This window comes from Streptomyces sp. NPDC059142, assembly GCF_042755665.1.
Classification (GTDB): Bacteria; Actinomycetota; Actinomycetes; order Streptomycetales; family Streptomycetaceae; genus Streptomyces.
Window position 1 is genome coordinate 1 of record NZ_JBHZDA010000092.1, and the last position, 19896, is coordinate 19896.

General features: G+C 71.4%; 17 protein-coding genes. 2 read left to right on the plus strand and 15 right to left on the minus strand.

What is annotated here, in order from left to right:
- Positions 1-167: 167 nt before the first annotated feature.
- From ACFXPK_RS26400 to pgsA, 15 genes are all read right to left on the minus strand, one after another.
- Positions 168-2663, minus strand: coding sequence for a RelA/SpoT family protein (locus ACFXPK_RS26400; protein ID WP_385079244.1), 2496 nt, complete (start codon positions 2661-2663; stop codon positions 168-170).
- 181 nt (positions 2664-2844) lie between these two features.
- Positions 2845-3390 (minus strand): adenine phosphoribosyltransferase, encoded by a 546-nt coding sequence (locus ACFXPK_RS26405; RefSeq protein ID WP_384997139.1) that lies wholly within the window; start codon positions 3388-3390, stop codon positions 2845-2847.
- Complete coding sequence (gene secF / locus ACFXPK_RS26410; RefSeq protein ID WP_385079248.1) at positions 3387-4499, minus strand: protein translocase subunit SecF; 1113 nt, start codon at positions 4497-4499, stop codon at positions 3387-3389. Before secF ends, ACFXPK_RS26405 begins: the two co-directional genes overlap by 4 nt.
- Position 4500: 1 nt before the next feature.
- The gene (gene secD / locus ACFXPK_RS26415; RefSeq protein WP_384997142.1) at positions 4501-6300 is read right to left on the minus strand and encodes a protein translocase subunit SecD; all 1800 of its coding nucleotides are present in this window, start codon (positions 6298-6300) and stop codon (positions 4501-4503) included.
- 143 nt (positions 6301-6443) lie between these two features.
- Positions 6444-6974 (minus strand): preprotein translocase subunit YajC, encoded by a 531-nt coding sequence (gene yajC, locus ACFXPK_RS26420; RefSeq protein WP_385079251.1) that lies wholly within the window; start codon positions 6972-6974, stop codon positions 6444-6446.
- A gap of 164 nt (positions 6975-7138) precedes the next feature.
- Entirely contained in the window at positions 7139-8206 is a 1068-nt protein-coding gene (gene ruvB, locus ACFXPK_RS26425; RefSeq protein WP_385079253.1) for a Holliday junction branch migration DNA helicase RuvB, read from the minus strand.
- A 65-nt stretch (positions 8207-8271) separates the two neighbouring features.
- Positions 8272-8895 (minus strand): Holliday junction branch migration protein RuvA, encoded by a 624-nt coding sequence (ruvA, locus tag ACFXPK_RS26430; protein WP_384997148.1) that lies wholly within the window; start codon positions 8893-8895, stop codon positions 8272-8274.
- The gene (gene ruvC, locus ACFXPK_RS26435; RefSeq protein WP_384997150.1) at positions 8892-9437 is read right to left on the minus strand and encodes a crossover junction endodeoxyribonuclease RuvC; all 546 of its coding nucleotides are present in this window, start codon (positions 9435-9437) and stop codon (positions 8892-8894) included. Before ruvC ends, ruvA begins: the two co-directional genes overlap by 4 nt.
- 122 nt (positions 9438-9559) lie before the next feature.
- The gene (locus ACFXPK_RS26440; RefSeq protein ID WP_249951051.1) at positions 9560-10312 is read right to left on the minus strand and encodes a YebC/PmpR family DNA-binding transcriptional regulator; all 753 of its coding nucleotides are present in this window, start codon (positions 10310-10312) and stop codon (positions 9560-9562) included.
- A gap of 63 nt (positions 10313-10375) precedes the next feature.
- Complete coding sequence (gene pdxT, locus ACFXPK_RS26445) at positions 10376-10966, minus strand: pyridoxal 5'-phosphate synthase glutaminase subunit PdxT (RefSeq protein WP_385079256.1); 591 nt, start codon at positions 10964-10966, stop codon at positions 10376-10378.
- Positions 10966-11868 (minus strand): pyridoxal 5'-phosphate synthase lyase subunit PdxS, encoded by a 903-nt coding sequence (gene pdxS, locus ACFXPK_RS26450; protein WP_384997154.1) that lies wholly within the window; start codon positions 11866-11868, stop codon positions 10966-10968. Before pdxS ends, pdxT begins: the two co-directional genes overlap by 1 nt.
- 92 nt (positions 11869-11960) lie before the next feature.
- Entirely contained in the window at positions 11961-12512 is a 552-nt protein-coding gene (locus ACFXPK_RS26455; RefSeq protein WP_384927040.1) for a hypothetical protein, read from the minus strand.
- A 96-nt stretch (positions 12513-12608) separates the two neighbouring features.
- Positions 12609-13769 carry a glycosyltransferase family 4 protein gene (locus ACFXPK_RS26460; RefSeq protein WP_384997155.1) on the minus strand — a complete coding sequence of 387 codons (1161 nt, stop codon included), beginning with the start codon at positions 13767-13769 and terminating at the stop codon, positions 12609-12611.
- Positions 13766-14671 carry a phosphatidylinositol mannoside acyltransferase gene (locus tag ACFXPK_RS26465; RefSeq protein WP_385079260.1) on the minus strand — a complete coding sequence of 302 codons (906 nt, stop codon included), beginning with the start codon at positions 14669-14671 and terminating at the stop codon, positions 13766-13768. Before ACFXPK_RS26465 ends, ACFXPK_RS26460 begins: the two co-directional genes overlap by 4 nt.
- Positions 14668-15375, minus strand: coding sequence for a phosphatidylinositol phosphate synthase (pgsA, locus tag ACFXPK_RS26470; RefSeq protein ID WP_384997158.1), 708 nt, complete (start codon positions 15373-15375; stop codon positions 14668-14670). The genes ACFXPK_RS26465 and pgsA overlap by 4 nt, the downstream gene beginning before the upstream one ends.
- Before the next feature lie 253 nt (positions 15376-15628).
- On the opposite strand from pgsA, the gene ACFXPK_RS26475 reads away from it, so the two are divergent.
- Positions 15629-17845, plus strand: coding sequence for an elongation factor G-like protein EF-G2 (locus tag ACFXPK_RS26475; protein WP_385079263.1), 2217 nt, complete (start codon positions 15629-15631; stop codon positions 17843-17845).
- A gap of 245 nt (positions 17846-18090) precedes the next feature.
- Positions 18091-19746: a hypothetical protein gene (locus tag ACFXPK_RS26480; protein WP_385079265.1), complete on the plus strand. Its 1656-nt coding sequence runs from the start codon at positions 18091-18093 to the stop codon at positions 19744-19746.
- Positions 19747-19896 lie beyond the last annotated feature (150 nt).

Consider the following 19896-nt stretch of genomic DNA (forward strand, 5'->3'; position numbering starts at 1 on the left):
GTCGTACGTAGTCAGCCGGCAACCGCGTGGCACGCCAGAACGGCGTGGTCCGCGCGGTCCGCCAGGAAACGCGTGGTCCGCGCGGTCCGCCAGGAACCGCGTGGCCCGCGCCGGAACCCGTGCGCTCCGCCCGGGGCCCGCGTGGTCCCGTTGTCCGTCGTCCCCGCTCAGGGCCTGCGGGCCGAGGTGACGCGGTAGACGTCGTAGACGCCCTCCACGCCCCGTACCGCCTTCAGTACGTGGCCCAGGTGTTTCGGGTCGCCCATCTCGAAGGTGAAGCGTGAGGTGGCGACCCGGTCCCGGGACGTCTGGACGGCGGCGGAGAGGATGTTGACGTGCTGGTCGGAGAGGACCCGGGTGACGTCCGACAGGAGCCGCGAGCGGTCCAGGGCCTCGACCTGGATGGCGACCAGGAAGACCGAGGACTGGGTGGGCGCCCACTCGACGTCCTTGATCCGCTCGGGCTGCTGGGAGAGCGCGTCCACGTTGACGCAGTCGGCGCGGTGGACGGAGATGCCGCTGCCGCGGGTGACGAAGCCGATGATCGGGTCGCCGGGTACGGGCGTACAGCAGCGGGCGAGCTTCACCCAGACGTCCTCGACGCCCTTGACGACCACGCCGGGGTCCGCGTTGGAGCGGCGCTTGTTCCGGCTGTGGGAGGGCGGGGAGTTCTCCGCGATGTCCTCGTTGGCCGCCTCCTCGCCGCCGAGGGCCTGGACCAGCTTCTGCACGACGCCCTGCGCGGCCACATGGCCCTCGCCGATCGCCGCGTACAGGGACGAGATGTCGGGGTAGCGCATCTCGTGCGCGAGCGTGACCAGGGAGTCCCCGGTGAGGATGCGCTGGATCGGCAGGTTCTGCTTGCGCATGGCCCGCGCGATGGCGTCCTTGCCCTGTTCGATCGCCTCGTCGCGGCGCTCCTTGGAGAACCAGGCGCGGATCTTGTTGCGGGCCCGCGGCGACTTGACGAAGCCGAGCCAGTCGCGCGAGGGGCCGGCGCCGGACGCCTTGGAGGTGAAGACCTCCACCAGGTCGCCGTTGTCGAGGGTCGATTCGAGCGGTACGAGCCGCCCGTTGACCCGTGCCCCTATGGTGCGGTGGCCGACCTCGGTGTGGACGGCGTACGCGAAGTCGACGGGGGTGGCCCCCGCGGGCAGCGCTATGACATCGCCCTTGGGGGTGAAGACGAAGACCTCGTTGCGCGAGAGGTCGAAGCGGAGCGACTCCAGGAACTCGCTGGGGTCCTCGGTCTCCTTCTGCCAGTCCAGGAGCTGGCGCAGCCACGCCATGTCGTTGACGGTGTCCTGGCTCCCGCCCCGGCCCGCGCTCCTGGGCACGTCGGTACGGACCTTGGAGGCGCCGGCGACGGCCTCCTGCTTGTACTTCCAGTGCGCGGCGATGCCGTACTCGGCGCGGCGGTGCATGTCGAACGTACGGATCTGGAGTTCGACCGGCTTGCCGTTGGGCCCGATGACCGTCGTGTGCAGCGACTGGTACATGTTGAACTTGGGCATCGCGATGTAGTCCTTGAACCGGCCGGGGACCGGATTCCACCGCGCGTGGACCGTGCCGAGCGCCGCGTAGCAGTCGCGGACCGTGTCGACGAGGACCCGGATGCCCACCAGGTCGTAGATCTCCGCGAAGTCCCGGCCGCGGACGATCATCTTCTGGTAGACGCTGTAGTAGTGCTTCGGCCGTCCGGTGACGGTGGCCTTGATCCGGGCCGCGCGCAGGTCCGACTGGACCTCGTCGGTCACTATGGCCAGGTACTCGTCGCGCTTGGGCGCGCGCTCGGCGACCAGCCGGACGATCTCGTCGTACATCTTGGGGTAGAGGATCGCGAAGGCGAGGTCCTCCAGCTCCCACTTGATGGTGTTCATGCCCAGCCGGTGGGCGAGGGGCGCGTAGATCTCCAGCGTCTCGCGGGCCTTCTTCTCCTGCTTCTCCCGCTTGAGGTAGCGCATGGTGCGCATGTTGTGGAGCCGGTCGGCGAGCTTGATGACCAGGACGCGCGGGTCCTTGGCCATGGCGACGACCATCTTGCGCACGGTCTCGGCCTGCGCGGCCTCGCCGAACTTCACCTTGTCGAGCTTGGTGACCCCGTCGACCAGGAGCGCGACCTGGTCGCCGAAGTCGCGGCGCAGGGTGTCCAGGCCGTACTCGGTGTCCTCGACGGTGTCGTGCAGCAGGCCGGCCATCAGGGTGGCGGGGTCCATGCCCAGCTCGGCGAGGATCGTGGTGACCGCGAGCGGGTGCGTGATGTACGGATCGCCGCTCTTGCGCTTCTGTCCCCGGTGCCAGCGCTCGGCGACCTGGTAGGCGCTCTCGATCTGGCGCAGCGTCGCGGTCTCGATCTTGGGGTCGTTCCCCCGTACGGTCCGCAGCAGCGGCTCCAGGACGGGGTTGTACGGGGAGGAGCGCTGGACGCCCAGACGCGCGAGACGGGCCCTCACCCGGTTGGAGGAGCCTCCGGAGCGCGGCGCGGCCGTGGCGCCCGGTTTGGGGGCGCTCACGGGCACCAGGGGGCGCTCGGGCGGCGTGGGGGCCGCCGGGGGTTCGGCGGCGACCGGGGCCTTGTGCGGCGGCGTGGCGGAGCCGGCGGCGGCCCGGTCTGCGGGGTGATCGGGCGTCGCGGCGGCCAGTGGCTGGACCTCGTCTGGCAAGAGCGCTCCTCGTGCGGATCCAGGTCCCCCGGTCAGGCCCGGAGGTTCCATGGTATCGACCTCGGGCGCCCCTCTCGCCCCAAGGCCTGGCTCCTCGGAACGCGGGACGGGCACCCGATGATTCCCGGGTGCCCGTCCTGCCGTGTTCCCATGCCGCCCAAAATGCGGGTTCCGGCGCCGCTCAGAGCGTGATCAGTGCCTCCAGCGGGGCACCGTCGAGCGCGGGGAGCAGCCGCTCCCGGCCGCCCAGGAATCCCAGCTCCATGAGGACCGCGACGCCCACGATCTCGGCGCCGGCCCGCCGGACCAGCTCCAGGGAGGCCTCCGCCGTACCGCCGGTGGCCAGGACGTCGTCGATGACCAGGACGCGGTCGCCGTGGTCCAGGTCCTCGGCGTGGACCTCGATCCGCGCGGAGCCGTACTCCAGGTCGTACGACTGCGACAGCGTCGCGCCGGGGAGCTTGCCGGCCTTGCGTACGGGGATGAACCCGACGCCCGCCCGGACCGCCACGGGGGCGGCCAGGATGAAGCCGCGCGCCTCCAGGCCGACGATCTTCGTCGCGCCGAACCGTACGCACAGGTCGGCGAGGGCGTCCGTGAGCGCCGTGAACGCCTTGGGGTCGGCCAGCAGCGGGGTGATGTCCTTGAACACCACGCCCGGCTTCGGGTAGTCCGCCACGTCACGGATACGGCTGAGCAGCAGCTCCTGGGTGCTGGTGTCGCTCATCGACGCCTCCCCGATCCCGAGGGGCGGCCCCGGCCGCCGCGACCGCGCGGACCCGCCACGGCGGCCGGTGCGGCGTCCTGCGGGTCGTCCTCGGTGCCGTCGTCACCGCCGGTGGGGGTGTCGGCCTGTTCGCCCTTGGCGGCGGCCGTCGCGCGCTTGGCGAGCACCCGCTTCTTCAGCGCCTTGATCTTCGGGTCGCGTTCCTTCAGGTCGGCGACGAGAGGCGTGGCGATGAAGATCGAGGAGTACGCGCCGGCGGCGAGGCCGACGAAGAGCGAGAGCGAGATGTCGTTCAGCATGCCGGCGCCGAGGAAGCCGCCGCCGATGAAGAGCAGCGCGCCCACGGGCAGCAGCGCGACGACGGTGGTGTTGATCGAACGCACCAGCGTGCTGTTGATCGACCGGTTGGCGACCTCGCTGTAGGTCCACCGGCTCTGCTTGGTGATCCCGTCCGCCCCCTCCTTGAGGCTGTCGAAGACGACGACCGTGTCGTAGAGGGAGTAACCGAGAATGGTCAGCAGACCGATCACCGTACCCGGGGTGACCTCGAAGCCGACCAGGGTGTACACGCCGACGGTGATCGTGAGGTCGTGGATCAGGGCGATGAGCGCGGCGACCGCCATCCGCCATTCGAAGGCGATCGCGAGATAGATCACCACCAGGACCATGAAGATCCCGAGACCCATCCACGCCTTGTTGGCGATGGTCGCGCCCCAGCTCGGACCGACCAGGTCCGCGTTGATCTTCGCCTCGTCGACCTTGAGGTCCTTGGCGAGCTGGGTCTTCACCGCGTCGGCCTGCTTGGTGTCCAGCTCCGTGACCTGGATCCGCATGCCGCCGTTGCCGAGCTTCTGGACGATCGCGTCGTGCCCGGACGCCTTCTGGGCGTCCTCGCGGGCCTGGACCTCCGAGATGCTCGTGCTCGGGATGGTGAAGACGGCACCGCCCTTGAACTCGATGCCCATGTTGAGCCCGCGCACCGCCAGGGCCGCGATGGCCGTGATGGTGATCAGGATCGAGATTCCGTACCAGATCTTGCGCTTCCCGATGAAGTCGTAACCGACTTCGCCTCGGTAGAGCCGGGCGCCGAGATCGCCGAGTCGGGACATCTCACGCCTCCTTCGGGTCGGTGGGAGCGCTGACACGGCGGGAACGGCGCAGCGGCGGCTTGGCACCGAGGCGCGTCGGGTCCAGACCGGACCACGGGTGGCCGCTGGAGAAGAACTTCGTACGGGCCAGCAGCGTCATCACGGGCTTGGTGAAGAAGAACACCACGACCACGTCGAGGAGCGTGGTCAGACCGAGGGTGAACGCGAAGCCCTGGACCTTGCCGACGGTGACCAGGAAGAGCACCGCGGCGGCGAGGAACGACACGAAGTCGGAGACGAGGATGGTGCGCCGGGCGCGCGGCCAGGCCCGCTCGACGGCCGGGCGGAGCGTACGGCCCTCGCGGATCTCGTCCCGGATGCGTTCGAAGTACACGATGAACGAGTCCGCGGTGATACCGATGGCGACGATGGCGCCGCAGACCGCGGGCAGGTTCAGCGCGAAGCCGATGCCGGGGCCGAGGAGCGACATGATCGTGTACGTCATGACGCCGGAGGCGCCGAGGCTGAGGATGGCGATCGCGGAGAGACCGCGGTAGTAGGCCACCAGGTAGATGATGACCAGGGCGAGGCCGATCGCGCCGGCGATCAGACCCGCTTCGAGCTGTTCCCCGCCGAGCGCGGCGGTGACCGTCGTGACGGACTGCTCCTGGAAGGTCAGGGGCAGCGCGCCGTACGACAGGATGTTGCCCAGGTCCTGGGCGGACTGCTGGGTGAAGCTGCCGGAGATCTCGGCGCTGCCGCCGAGCGTCTGGCTCACCGAGGGCGCGGAGACGACGTTGCCGTCGAGCACGATGGCGAACTGGTTCATCGGCGCCTGCTGCTGCGAGAGCTTGCCGGTGATCGACTGGAACTTCTTGGTGCCCGCACCGGTGAAGTCCATCGTGACGATCCACATGCCACGCTGCTGGTCGAGGACGCCCTTGGCGTCGTCGACGTCCGTGCCCTCCAGCTCGGCCGGGCCCAGGACGTACTTCTCCCACTCGCCGCCCGAGTTCTGGCCGCAGGCGACGATGGTGTCCTTGGGCGCGGCGCTCTGGTTGACCTCGGTGCGCGCCTTCTCGTTGGTGCAGTCCAGCTCCGTGAACTTCTTCTCCAGGGCGGCGGTGGCCGGGTCGCTGGAGGCGCTCGCGGAGGGGGCCGGGTCCGGGGACTCGTCCTTCTTGTCCGACGGCTTGCCGTCGGAGGCGGAGGCGTCGGGCGAGGGCGAGGCGTCCGCCTTCAGCGCGTCCGTGACGGCCCGGCCCTGGGAGGTGGCGGACGCGGAGGGCGACGCCGTGGTGTCGGCGTCGCCGGCCTTGTCACCCGCCTTGTCGCCGGTGGAAGCGCTGGTCGAGGAGGAGGGGGTCGCGCTCGGCGAGCCGCTGCCCGAGGGCTGCGGCTTCGTCGGGCTCCCCGCGGCGACGGTCAGCACCGGCCGGAAGTAGAGCTGGGCGGTGGTGCCGACCTGCTCGCGGGCCTGCTTCTCGTTCGTGCCCCGGGGGATGTTGACGATGATGTTCTCGTCGCCCTGGGTCTGAACCTCGGCCTCCGAGACACCAAGACCGTTGACACGCCGCTCGATGATGCTGACGGCGGTGTCCATGTTGGTCTTGTTGATCGCGTTCGGCTTGCCCGGCGTGTTCTTCGCCTGGAGCGTGATGCTGGTCCCGCCCGCGAGGTCGATCCCCAGACGTGGCGTGACATGGCCGGACCAGAACATCCCGCCCGTGAGGGCCACCATGGCAATCAGGAACAACACCAGGGTGCGCCCTGGCCTGCCTGGGGACCCCGCTTGCCTTCGGCCCTTATTAGGTGCTGCCACCTTCTCGTTTCTCCCTGTCCAACCGCCCCACGCCGGGTGTGCGCCGGAGCGGCCACGAAGTGTAGTGGGGACCCGCCCCCGCAGAAATCAGCGCGACCGTGAGTCGCCGGCGGCCGTGGTGCGGCCGGTCGGCGCGGACCCGGCTACTTCGCGCCGGACTCGCCGTCGGTCTTGCCCTCGGCCTTGTTCTCGGCGTTCTCGGCCTTCTCAGCCTTCTCAGCCGTCTCGTCGGCCTTCGCCTCGGTCGTGGCGTCGGCGGACTCGGCGTCCGTGGTCTCCTCGGGCTTCTTGCCGAGGTCGATCCTGGTCTCGTCCACGGAGGCGGTGCCGGCGGGACCGGTCAGCGAGGAGGCGTCGTCGGGCACGACCGGCGTCTCGGAGTCGCTCGGGTCGTCGCCGTGCACGATGCGGTTGTACTCGTCGTCGTCCAGCACCGCGCCGATGGCGTTCTTGGCGTAGACCGCGTGAACGCCGGGAGCCACCTCCAGGAGGACCATGTCGTCGTGCACCTCCTTGACGGTGGCGTACATGCCCCCGATGGTGCGGATGCCGGTGCCGGGCTGCATCTCGTCGCGCATCTGCGCGGCGGCCTGCTGCTTCTTCTTGGCGGACCGGGTCATCAGGAACATGGCCCCGATGAGCACGATGAAGGGGAGAAGGGTCACGAGACTCACGGGAGGGAACTTCCTTCGCACGACCGCGCTGTCGAGCGGCCTGATATACGGGGGTGGGCATGCCGCTCCGGAAGGGCGGCATCGGCGGAGTCTAAGCGAGTCCGCTTCGTTGGAACAACGCCCAGCGTCGCACCGGGGTTCCTGCCGTGCGCGTGTTCATGCCGTCACGCCCCGAACAGGCCGGGTTGTCCGGGCGCGCCGGACACCTGCTGGGGCGGGGTGAGCCCGAGATGCGCCCACGCCGCCGGGGTCGCGACCCGGCCGCGCGGGGTACGGGCGAGCAGCCCTTCCCGTACGAGAAAGGGCTCGGCGACCTCCTCGACCGTCTCGCGCTCCTCCCCCACGGCCACCGCCAGGGTCGACAGCCCCACGGGCCCGCCGCCGAAGAGTTTGAGCAGCGCCTGGAGCACGGCCCGGTCGAGCCGGTCGAGGCCGCGCGCGTCGACCTCGTACACCGCGAGGGCCACCTCGGCCACCTCTCGGGTGATCCGCCCGTCCGCCTTGACCTGGGCGTAGTCCCGTACGCGGCGCAGCAGCCGGTTGGCGATCCGGGGGGTGCCACGGGAGCGTCCGGCGATCTCGGCGGCCCCTTCGGTGTCTATCTCCAGGTCCAGGAGCTGGGCGGAGCGGTGGATGACCCGCTCCAGTTCGACGCTCTCGTAGAACTCCATGTGGCCGGTGAAGCCGAAGCGGTCCCGCAGCGGCGGCGGCAGCAGTCCGGCCCGGGTGGTGGCGCCGACCAGGGTGAAGGGCGGCAGCTCCAGCGGGATGGCGGTGGCGCCGGGGCCCTTGCCGACGATCACGTCGACCCGGAAGTCCTCCATCGCCATGTAGAGCATCTCCTCGGCGGGCCGGGACATGCGGTGGATCTCGTCGAGGAAGAGGACCTCGCCCTCCTGGAGGGACGAGAGGATCGCGGCGAGATCACCCGCGTGCTGGATCGCCGGGCCCGAGGTGATGCGGATCGGGGCGTTCATCTCCGCCGCGATGATCATCGAAAGGGTGGTCTTGCCGAGCCCCGGCGCCCCGGAGAGCAGCACATGGTCGGCGGTGGCGCCGCGGGCGAGGGCCGCCTTGAGCACCAGGTCGAGCTGGGCCCGTACCCGCTCCTGTCCGACGAACTCCTCCAGCGACTTGGGCCGCAGCGCCGCCTCGACGGCCTGGTCCTCACCGTCCGCGGCGGCGCCGACCAGTCGCTCGGCCGCGTCGTCGGCGGTGTCGTCCCAGTTCACTCAGTCTCACCTCGGGGGGAGGGCGCGTACGAGAACGGCCCGAATGGAGTACGGCGGGGGCAGGCTCAGCGGGTGCGGTTGAGGCTCTGGAGCGCGGCGCGCAGCAGTTGGGGCACCGGCGGCTGGGAGCCCGCGGCGAGGGCCGCCTCGGCCTCCGGGGTGACCTGGGCGACCGCTTCCTCGGCCTCGCGCCCGGCGTATCCGAGGCCGATGAGCGCGGCGTGGAGCTGGTCGCTCCAGGAGGCCGCGGCCACCGCGCCGGCCTGTCGCCCCACGGTGGCGCCCCGTGGCGCGCCGAGCCGGTCCTTCAGCTCCAGCAGCAGCTTCTGGGCGCCCTTCTTCCCGATGCCGGGGACCGCCGTCAGCGCCTTCTCGTCGCCGGTCGAGACGGCGAGGCGCAAGGCGTCGGGGCTGTGCACGGCGAGCATCGCCTGGGCGAGCCGGGGGCCGACGCCGCTGGCGGTCTGGAGCAGCTCGAACACCTGGCGTTCGTCGTCGTCGGCGAAGCCGTACAGCGTCAGGGAGTCCTCCCGGACGACCAGCGAGGTGGCGAGCCGGGCCTCCTGGCCGACGCGCAGCGCGGCGAGGGTGCCGGGGGCGCACTGGACGGCCATGCCGATCCCGCCGACCTCGATGACCGCGGTGGTCGGGGCGAGGGCGGCGACCGGGCCGCTGACGAACGCGATCATCGCGTGACCTTCCGGACGGGGATACGGGAGGGACGGGCCGCCGCCTGGGCCTGCTGGAGGCGGTTCATGGCCGGGGCGCGCCAGATGTGGCAGATGGCCAGCGCGAGGGCGTCCGCCGCGTCGGCCGGCCTGGGCGGCGCCGCGAGCCGCAGCAGCCGGGTGACCATCGCGCCGACCTGCGCCTTGTCGGCCCGGCCGCTGCCGGTGACGGCGGCCTTGACCTCGCTGGGGGTGTGCAGGGCGACGGGGATGCCGCGGCGTGAGGCGCAGAGCATGGCGACCGCGCTGGCCTGGGCGGTGCCCATGACCGTACGCACGTTGTGCTGGGCGAACACCCGCTCCACGGCGACGTGTTCGGGCCGGTGCTCGTCCAGCCAGGCGTCGATGCCCTGCTCGATGGCGACGAGACGGGGGCCGATCTCCTCGTCGGAGGGCGTACGCACCACGCCGACGCCGAGCATCGTCAGCGGCCGTCCCGCGACCCCTTCGACGACCCCGATCCCGCACCGCGTCAGTCCGGGGTCCACACCCAGCACCCGCATCGCGCCCCCACTCTCTCGGTCATGCGTTCCCCCCGAGGGGAGAAGCCCTGATCAGACAGTATCGGTCGGCACCGACAACGGACCGGACCGACATCGAGGAGAGGGGGTGCGAAGGGCGGGGGTCAGGCGTCGACCTTCTCCATCACGTCGTCCGAGACGTCGAAGTTGGCGAAGACGTTCTGGACGTCGTCGCTGTCCTCCAGGGCGTCGATCAGCTTGAAGATCTTGCGCGCCCCTTCCTCGTCCAGCTCGACCTGCATGGTCGGCACGAAGTTGGCGTCGGCCGAGTCGTAGTCGATGCCGGCCTCCTGGAGCGCGGTGCGGACCGCGACCAGGTCGGTGGCCTCGCTGAGCACCTCGAAGGACTCGCCGAGGTCGTTGACCTCTTCGGCGCCCGCGTCCAGCACCGCGCCGAGCACGTCGTCCTCGCCCAGCTCACCCTTGGGGACGATCACGACGCCCTTGCGGTTGAAGAGGTAGGAGACGGAGCCCGGGTCGGCCATGGAGCCGCCGTTGCGGGTCATCGCCACGCGCACGTCGGAGGCGGCGCGGTTGCGGTTGTCGGTGAGGCACTCGATGAGCACCGCGACACCGTTCGGGCCGTACCCCTCGTACATGATCGTCTCGTAGTCGGCGCCACCGGCCTCCAGGCCGGCGCCGCGCTTGACGGCCGAGTCGATGTTCTTGTTCGGGACCGAGCTCTTCTTCGCCTTCTGGATGGCGTCGAACAGAGTCGGGTTGCCGTCGACGTCGGCGCCGCCGGTCCGCGCCGCGACCTCGATGTTCTTGATCAGCTTCGCGAAGAGCTTGCCGCGCTTGGCATCGATCACGGCCTTCTTGTGCTTCGTCGTAGCCCATTTAGAGTGGCCGGACATCTGCCTGTCTCCTTCGCGTAACCGGTACTGCTCCCGTTCGGCAGCGATCCTACCGGGCGGAGGTCACTGTGCGGAGCGCACCATGTCGGTGAAGAAACGGTGCAGCCGGTGGTCGCCCGTCAGTTCGGGGTGGAAGGACGTCGCCAGCGCCATCCCCTGCCGTACGGCGACGACATGCCCCCCGTACTCGGCGAGCACCTGGACCTCGGCCCCCACCGACTCGACCCACGGGGCCCGGATGAAGACGCCCTCCACGGGTCCGCCCTCGACCCCGGCGACGTCCACGGCCGCCTCGAAGGACTCGTTCTGCCGGCCGAAGGCGTTGCGCCGCACGATCATGTCGATGCCGCCGACGGTCTCCTGGCCGGACCGAGGATCGAGGATCTTCTCGGCCAGCATGATCATCCCGGCGCAGGTGCCGTACACCGGCATCCCCGCCCGCACCCGGGCGCGCAGCGGCTCCAGCATGCCGAAGAGCGCGGCCAGTTTGGACATCGTGGTGGACTCGCCGCCCGGGATCACCAGGCCGTCGACCTCGGCCAGCTCCTCGGGCCGCCGGACCGTCCCGGCCACGGCTCCCGCCGCGGCCAGGGCGGCCAGATGCTCCCTGACGTCCCCCTGGAGCGCCAGGACGCCGATCGCGGGGGCGTTCATCACCAGCCGCGGTTCGCGTAGCGCTCGGTCTCGGGCAGCGTGTCGCAGTTGATGCCGACCATCGCCTCGCCCAGGTTCCGCGACGCCTCCGCGATGATCTTCGGGTCGTCGTAGAACGTGGTGGCCTTGACGATCGCGGCGGCACGCTTGGCCGGGTCGCCCGACTTGAAGATGCCGGAGCCCACGAAGACGCCCTCGGCGCCGAGCTGGCGCATCAGCGCGGCGTCGGCGGGGGTGGCGACACCGCCCGCGGAGAAGAGGACCACGGGCAGCTTGCCCAGCTCCGCGACCTCCTTGACGATCTCGTACGGGGCGCGCAGCTCCTTGGCCGCCGCGTACAGCTCGTTGTTGTCGTACCCCCGCAGCCGGGCGATCTCGTTCTTGATCTGCCGCAGGTGCCTGACCGCCTCGACGACATTGCCCGTGCCCGCCTCGCCCTTCGAGCGGATCATGGCCGCGCCCTCGGCGATCCGGCGCAGCGCCTCGCCCAGGTTGGTGGCACCACAGACGAAGGGCGTCGTGAACGCCCACTTGTCCGAGTGGTTGACCTCGTCGGCGGGGGTCAGCACCTCCGACTCGTCGATGTAGTCCACGCCCAGCGACTGGAGTACCTGGGCCTCGACGAAGTGGCCGATCCGGGACTTCGCCATGACCGGGATGGAGACCGCGTCGATGATCCCCTCGATCATGTCGGGGTCGGACATCCGCGCGACGCCCCCGTCCTTGCGGATGTCGGCCGGCACCCGCTCCAGCGCCATCACGGCGACCGCGCCGGCGTCCTCGGCGATCTTCGCCTGCTCCGGTGTGACCACATCCATGATCACACCGCCCTTGAGCTGCTCGGCCATACCGCGCTTGACGCGCGCGGTGCCGGTCTCGGGGTTCTGGGCGGTGGTGGACACGGGCGACCTCACTGACTCGTACGACGGGGGATGTCCAGAAAACGCCCCGGAACCAGTCCACAGCAAGGGCCAATGGGAAGCCGGTGGATCGTTCAGGACCCCGGCCGGTCGGCCAGCGCGACGGGCGGCTCGTCGTCCATCTCGAAGGCGAGCGGGAACGGCGCGTGCCCCGCGAGCCGGAACCACCGCACCTTCCGGTGGCGCCGCAGCGCGCGGGCGGCCCGTACGGCGTCGTTGTGGAACCGCCGCGCCATCGGGACCCGCCGTACCGCGGCGGCGAGCTCCCCGGCGGCGTCCTCCCCACCGGGCGCCTCCTGTACGGCCTCCACCTGGGCGGCCTCCCCGAACACGGCCCGCAGCGCCTGGCTCAACTCGCTCTCGGCGACCTCCCGCTGCTCCTCCTCGGCCTGCCGCGCGGCGTGCGCGGCCTGATACAGCACGATCGAGGCGGCCGGATCGAGCACCCCGGAGGTGGCCAGCTCCTGGGCGACCGAGGCACGCCGCAGCAGTTGGGCGTCGAGGGCGGCCCGGGCGGCGTCGATCCGGGTGTGCAGACGGTCGAGGCGGCCGGCGGTCCAACTGAGATAGAGCGCGATCGCCACGACGGCAACGGCGATCCAGACGAAGGTGGTCACGCACGGCAGACTACGCGTACGGGTAGGCCCTCTCGGAGCGTTGAGGGCCCACCGGGGGAAAGGGGGCCGGGGCAGGCGAGCCCAGCGGGATCCGAACGGGAGACCCTAGTCCCGCGCCAGCCCGAACCGCGCCCGCAGCCCCGTCCGTTCGTCCGCCGCCACCGACGCGGCCCCGTCCGTCACCGTCTCGTACACCGCGAGGATGTCCGCGCCGACCGTCGACCAGTCGAAGCGCCGTACATGCGCGCTGCCCCGTTCGCGCAGCTCCGCGCGCCGGTCCGGATCGCCCAGGAGCCGTACCGCCGCGCCGGCGAGCGCGTCCGCGTCCTCGTTGGTGAAGAGTTCGCCCGCCGCCCCGTGGTCGAGGACCTGCGCGAACGCGTCCAGGTCGCTCGCGAGGACCGCCGCGCCCGCCGACAGCGCCTCGACGAGGATGATCCCGAAGCTCTCGCCGCCGGTGTTGGGCGCGACGTACAGGTCGACGCTGCGCAGCAGCCGCGCCTTGTCCTCGTCGCTGACCATCCCGAGGAACTCGACGCGGCGGCGCATCTCCTTGGGCAGGGACTCCACCGCCTCCTTCTCGTCCCCGCGCCCGGCCACGAGCAGCCGGGTCTCCGGGTGGACGTCGAGGATCTTCGGGAGGGCCCGCATCAGCACCGGCAGCCCCTTGCGCGGCTCGTCGATGCGGCCTATGAAGCCGATCGTGCCGCCCTGCCAGGCCGGTTCGGGCTCGGCCTCGGCGAAGAAGTCGACGTCGACGCCGTTCGGGATGACCACGGCGTCGCCGCCGAGGTGTTCCACCAGCGTGCGCCGGGCGTACTCGCTCACCGCGATCCGCGCGCTGATCTTCTCCAGCGCGGGCTGGAGGATCGGGTACGCCGCGATCATGGCGCGTGAGCGCGGGTTGGAGGTGTGGAAGGTCGCGACGATCGGCCCCTGCGCCGCCCAGCAGCTCAACAGCCCCAGCGACGGCGAGGCGGGCTCGTGGATGTGGATGACGTCGAACGTGCCCTCGTGCAGCCAGCGCCGTACCCGGGCCGCCGACAGGAACCCGAAGTTGAGGCGGGCGACCGAGCCGTTGTACGGGACGGGCACGGCGCGGCCCGCCGAGACGACGTACGGCGGGAGGGGCGTCTCGTCGTCCGCGGGGGCCAGTACGGAGACGTCGTGGCCGAGCCGGATGAGGTGTTCCGCGAGGTCCCTGATGTGGAACTGGACGCCGCCCGGTACGTCCCAGGAGTACGGGCAGACGATGCCGATCTTCACTCGGGCCCCCGGTCCAGGTCCGCGACCCACAGCCGTTGCAGCATGTGCCAGTCCTCCGGGTGTTCGGCGATTCCCGCGGCGAAGGCGTCGGCCACCGCCTGTGTCATCACAGACGTCTTCTCGGCGCGGGTGCCTGTCTCCGGTACGGGGACGGCCGGAAAGACCTGTCCGCGCATCACCCGGGTGTCGTCGAACCACAGGGAGACGGGCAGCAGCAGCGCCCCGGTCTGCTGCGCCAGCAGCGCGGGGCCCGCGGGCATCCGGGCGGTGTCCCCGAAGAACTCGACCTCGACGCCGGACGAGGACAGGTCGCGGTCGGCGACGAGGGCGACGAGTCCGCCGCCGCGCAGCCGCCGGGCGAGGGTGCCGAAGGCGGCGCCGCCGGTGTGCGGAAGGACCTCCATGCCCAGGCTCTCGCGGTAGGCGACGAAGCGGTCGTACAGCGTCTCGGGCTTGAGCCGCTCCGCGACGGTCGTGAAGGGCACGTCGCGGGCCCGGGTGAGCCAGGCTCCCGCCAGGTCCCAGTTGGCCATGTGGGGCAGTGCCAGGACGACGCCGCGGCCGGTGGTGAGCCCGTCGAAGAGTCGGTCGATGTCCTTGATCTCGACCCCGTCGCGTACCCGTTCCCGGCTCCAGGCGGGCAGCCGGAACGACTCCATCCAGTACCGCATGTAGGAGCGCATGCCCGCCTTGGAGAGGGCGGCGAGACGCTCCGGGTCCGCGTCGGGCACGACCCGGGCCAGGTTGGACTCCAGCCGCAGCACGCTCTTGCCGCGCCGTTTCCACACGGTGTCCGCGAGGGTCCTGCCGAGGGCGTTCGCCACGGGTTCGGGGAGCTTCTTGACCGTGCTCCAGCCGAGTCCGTACAGCGCGTCGGTCAGCCGGTCGCTCGCCGCGCTCATGACGTGGCCCCACTCCCCCGGGCGTGGTCGGTCCCGGCGTGGCCGGCCCCGTCGGGTCCCGCCGCCGCCGCGGCGGCGTCGGCCTCGGCGGACTCGCGGCGTACGGTCACCACCCGCTGGCCGAGGGTGACGAGGCTGCCCGCGGCGACGATCCACAGCGCGATGGGCAGCAGGATGTCGATCCCGGGGACGCCGAAGGCGTGCAGCCCGGCCAGACCGGCCGCGACGAGGGAGATGACCAGCCGCTCCGCGCGCTCGATCAGCCCGTTGACCGCCACCGGCAGCCCGATGGACTCGCCCCTGGCCTTCGTGTACGAGACGACCTGGCCGCTGGCGAGACAGAAGATGGCGACCGCGCACAGCATGGTGTTGTCACCGTCGCCCGCGTACCAGAGCGCGAAGCCGGCGAAGATCGCGCCGTCCGCGACCCGGTCGAGGGTCGAGTCGAGGAAGGCCCCCCAGCGGCTGGAGATGCCCGCCTGGCGCGCCATGTTGCCGTCGACGAGGTCGGAGAAGACGAAGAGGGTGATGACGATCGTGCCCCAGAAGAACTCCCCGCGGGGGAAGAAGACCAGCGCACCCGCCATCACTCCGGCCGTGCCGATGAGCGTGACCGCGTCCGGAGTGACTCCGCGACGGAGCAGAAACGCCGCGAACGGTGTGAGGACACGCGTGAAGAATGCACGCGCGTACTTGTTCAGCATGGCCTTCCCGAGGTTCGGTGGGCCGAGGGCCCCTGTGGCCGTCGGCTGGCCCATCGTAGCCACGACCGCCACGGCGCACCGCCGGGCACCCGGCCCATGCCGCGCCGTACGACGTATGGACGCGCCATGACGGGAGTGCGAAGCTCAAAGGACCACCGCGGGCATCGCCGGAGCTGCCGCGCGGCTCCCCCGGCCCGCCTCTCTCCATCCCCTCACCGACCCACTCGGTGGAACCGATCGGGAGGCAGCAGTCATGGGCGACAAAGCCGACAAGGAACGGACACACCCCGGGGCCGCCGGCAGGGCGACGGCGGCCGACCGGCCCGCGTCCGTGCGGAACGTGGTGCTGGTGGGCCACAGCGGTTCGGGCAAGACCACCCTCGTCGAGGCCCTGGCGCTCACCGCGGGGGCGGTGAACCGGGCGGGCCGGGTCGAGGACGGTGCGACGGTCTCCGACTACGACGAGATCGAGCACCGCCAGCAGCGCTCCGTACAGCTCTCGCTCGTCCCCGTGGAGTGGGGCGGGTACAGGATAAATCTGCTGGACACCCCCGGCTACGCCGATTTCGTCGGGGAGCTCAGGGCCGGTCTGCGCGCCGCGGACGCGGCCCTTTTCGTGGTCTCGGCGGCCCAGGAGGCGGACGCCGTGGCGGGGGCGACACGGGCCGTCTGGGAGGAGTGCGCGGCGGTCGGGATGCCGCGCGCCATCGTCGTCACGCATCTCGACACGGCGCGCACCGGCTTCGACGAGATGACCCGGCTGTGCGCGCGGATCTTCGGCGGGGACGACCCGGACGCCGTGCTGCCGCTCTACCTGCCGGTGCACGGCGCGGAGGGCCCCGACGGGCACGCGCCGGCCACCGGGCTCGTGGGGCTGCTCTCCCAGAAGATCTTCGACTACTCCTCCGGGGAGCGGCGGGTGGGGCCGCCCGATCCCGCGCGGCTGCCGGAGATCGCGCAGGCCAGGGCCCGGCTGATCGAGGGGATCATCTCCGGGAGCGAGGACGAGACCCTCATGGACCGCTATCTGGGCGGGGACGAGGTCGACGTCAAGACGCTGATGGAGGACCTGGAGAAGGCGGTGACGCGGGGGGTCTTCCATCCGGTGCTCGCCGCGGCGCCCGCGCCGCCCGGGGCCCGGCAGGGGCTCGGGACGGTCGAACTGCTCGATCTGGTCACCGGCGGTTTCCCGGCCCCGACGGAGCGCCCGGCGCCCGCCGTGACCACGCCGCTGGGCGCCCCGCGTCCGGAGATCCGCTGCGACCCCGAGGGTCCGCTGGTCGCCGAGGTGGTCAAAACCGCCTCCGACCCCTATGTCGGCCGGATCTCTCTCGTACGGGTCTTCTCGGGGACGCTGCGTCCCGACGAGACGGTGCACGTGTCGGGGCACGGGCTCACCGACCGGGGCCACGAGGACCACGACGTGGAGGAGCGGGTGGGCTCGCTCTCCTCGCCCTTCGGCAAGCAGCAGCGGGTGCTGGCGCACTGTGTGGCGGGCGATCTCGCGTGCGTGGGGAAGCTGTCGCGCGCCGAGACCGGGGACACGCTCTCCGCGAAGGACGATCCGCTGCTGGTGGAGGCGTGGAGCATGCCGGACCCGCTGCTGCCGCTCGCCGTGCGCGCGCACAGCAAGGCGGACGAGGACAGGCTGTCCCAGGGACTCGCCCGGCTGGTGGCGGAGGATCCGACGATGCGGCTCGAACAGAACCCGGACACCCATCAGGTGGTGCTCTGGTGCCTGGGCGAGGCGCACCGGGACGTGGCGCTGGACCGGCTGCGCGGCAGGTACGGGGTCCAGGTCGACGCGGTGCCGTTCCGGGTCGCCCTGCGCGAGACGTTCGGCGCGAGCGCCACGGGGCGCGGCCGGCATGTGAAGCAGTCGGGCGGTCACGGCCAGTTCGCGATCTGCGAGATCGAGGTGGAGCCGCTGCCCGCCGGGTCCGGGGTCGAGTTCGTCGACAAGGTGGTGGGCGGGTCGGTACCCCGGCAGTTCATCCCGTCCGTCGAGAAGGGCGTACGGGCGCAGGCGGCGCGCGGGATCGCGGCGGGCCATCCGCTGGTCGACATCCGGGTGACGCTGTTCGACGGGAAGGCCCACTCGGTGGACTCCTCGGACGCCGCGTTCCAGACGGCGGGCGCGCTGGCCCTGCGGGAGGCGGCGGGCGCGGCGGCCATCCATCTGCTGGAGCCGGTCGCCGAGGTGACGGTCCTGGTGCCCGATGAGTACGTGGGGCCGGTCATGAGCGACCTGTCGGGGCGGCGGGGCCGGGTGGTGGGCACCGAACAGGCGGGCCCCGGACGGACCTTGATACGGGCCGAGGTGCCCGAACTGGAGATCGGACGGTACGCGGTGGACCTGCGCTCGCTCTCGCACGGCGCCGGCCGCTTCAGCCGCGCGTACGCCCGACACGAGCCGATGCCGCAGGCGGTGGCGGACCGTCAGCCCGCCGGAGCGGAGAGCCCCGGCTAGGGCCTGTCGTCCAGCCCCTGTCCGGCGCGTCCCGCCCGCCTCGAACCGGTCGTGTCCGCGCGTCCGTTCGACGGCGCCCGATACCCGGCGGGCGGCACCTTGATGCCGGTTGGCGAAAGAAGGCCACTCCCCTGACGCGGGTGGCATCGCACCGTTACGCTGGGGTGCCCAGCTCCAGCAGGTGTGCGGGGCGCGCGGGCCGGGAAGAGGCCGCGGCAGCGAATCCTTGCGGCGAGGGGGCGGCAGTGGCGGACGATCTATTCGACTTCAGCCCGGGGGCACAGGTTCCCCTCCAGGGAGCGGCCGGGGGTACGGCGGCGACGTTCGCCCTCGCCTCGGCCGCGTACCGGGACAGTCCGCTCGAAGACATCTCCAAGGCCGACAACGACTGGCACAAGTCGGGTGTGACCAAAGGCAAGTTCTCGCTCTTCGAGCCGAATCTCGGCGAGGCGTTCGCGCGGGCCGTCCAGCTCAGAACGCTCGGCGGCGGCCGGGGCCCCATCATCCAGTCCTTCGGCATGGACCCGCAGGCCGTGGTGGAGCACTGCCTCGCCGCGAACCACATCCGCAAGGAGCGGGACCAGAAGCTCACGGCGGTGACCGCGCTCTTCGGGCTGCTCTTCCTGCCCGGACTGCTGATCTGGCTGGGCGTCTTCCAGTTGCGCCGCACCCTGGCGGGTGCCAAGGACCGCCGGGCCGGGGCCATCGGCAGCGCCCTGCTCGCGGCGGTCGCCGTACTCGCGGTGATCGTCCTGATCAAGCTGCCGCTGGACGGCGTGCTGAACTGGTACCTGCGGGCCATGCTCGTCGCCCCGGTCATCGGCTGGCTGCTCGCCAAGCGGATCTGCGAGTCGACCGCCAAGGACCTGCGGGCCCGCTGGGAGAGCCTGCTCTCCGGCGGCGGCACCGGCGCCAAGATCCCCGAGGCCGTCCCGGGGAACCCCGGCGACACCTCGCGGGAGGTGCTGCGCCAGGGGCTGGAGAAGCTGAGCGCCGAACAGCGCTCCAACGTGGTCTTCTACGCCGGTCCCAAGGGGATACTCGGCATGGGCACCCGCTGGGGAAGCTGGCAGCTCGCGGAGGAGCTGGTCCCCAAGGACGCCGGCAAGGAGATCCACCAGTTCCGCAGCTACGACGTGATACGGGCGATCCACGACCAGATGAAGCTGCTGGAGCGCGGCCCCCTCAACTCCGGCGGTTTCCCGACGCCTTCGGTCAAGCACTGGATCGTGTCGCCGGTCGGTGAGGGCGCCGGTTCGGTCTCCTGGCCCACGGGCCAGGAGGTGGAGTCGTTCCAGATCAAGAGCCACGAGATACAGCGGATCTGCAACCACCAGCAGTTCGGCAGCGGCAACCGGCACTACCTGGGGGTGCAGTTCACGCTCTGGGAGAGCCAGTTGGTCATCACGATGATGATCTCGGTCACGGTGCTCCACGAGACGCTGCGCATCGAGGTCTCGGGGTACGCGCTGGGCCCGGTGCACTCGCTGTTCTTCGCGAAGCCCTCGCCCAAGAGCGTCTCGCGCCCCAAGACCGTACGGTTCTGGGAGACCACGTCGAGGAACCTGCCCCTGGTCGAGCCGCGTGAGGCGGTCAGGCTCGCGGTGCGGGCCCCGCTCACCTGGTATCCGCCGGTCCTGGACTTCCTCGGCGGCAAGCTCAGCCTGCCCGAGCCGTTCGGCATGCGGCACGCCTGGGCGGACCAGCCGTGGCGTCACCGCTTCATGGCCGACGACGCGATGCGCGCCGCCACCCCGGTCCTGCGGGTGGCGCACAACGCGGCGATGCGCGTGCTGGCCGAGCACGGGGTGGACACCGAGCGCTTCAGCAACCGCTCGTCGTCGCTGATAGGGGCGGTGCAGGACCCGTCACCGCGGAAGATCGACGCGTACGACGCGTAGTACCGGTGTGTGCCCCCCCCCCGGGGCGGGGGGGGCGCGGGGGGTGGACCCCCGGGGGCGGGCGGGGGGGGCGGGGGCCCCCCCGCCCCCGGGGGGGGGGCCCCGCCCCCCCGGGCGCGGGGTGGTCTCTCACTCCTCCCGGACGTGGCG

What these genes read in the sequence shown, in the direction of transcription:
- pdxT (WP_385079256.1), bottom strand. Translation starts at nt 10,966, where the DNA reads ATGAACGCCCCCGCGATCGGCGTCCTGGCGCTCCAGGGGGACGTCAGG.
- ACFXPK_RS26465 (WP_385079260.1), bottom strand. Translation starts at nt 14,671, where the DNA reads ATGAGCGCGGCGAGCGACCGGCTGACCGACGCGCTGTACGGACTCGGC.
- ACFXPK_RS26405 (WP_384997139.1), bottom strand. Translation starts at nt 3,390, where the DNA reads ATGAGCGACACCAGCACCCAGGAGCTGCTGCTCAGCCGTATCCGTGAC.
- ruvC (WP_384997150.1), bottom strand. Translation starts at nt 9,437, where the DNA reads ATGCGGGTGCTGGGTGTGGACCCCGGACTGACGCGGTGCGGGATCGGG.
- ACFXPK_RS26475 (WP_385079263.1), top strand. Translation starts at nt 15,629, where the DNA reads ATGGGCGACAAAGCCGACAAGGAACGGACACACCCCGGGGCCGCCGGC.
- ruvA (WP_384997148.1), bottom strand. Translation starts at nt 8,895, where the DNA reads ATGATCGCGTTCGTCAGCGGCCCGGTCGCCGCCCTCGCCCCGACCACC.
- ACFXPK_RS26440 (WP_249951051.1), bottom strand. Translation starts at nt 10,312, where the DNA reads ATGTCCGGCCACTCTAAATGGGCTACGACGAAGCACAAGAAGGCCGTG.
- secF (WP_385079248.1), bottom strand. Translation starts at nt 4,499, where the DNA reads ATGTCCCGACTCGGCGATCTCGGCGCCCGGCTCTACCGAGGCGAAGTC.
- pgsA (WP_384997158.1), bottom strand. Translation starts at nt 15,375, where the DNA reads ATGCTGAACAAGTACGCGCGTGCATTCTTCACGCGTGTCCTCACACCG.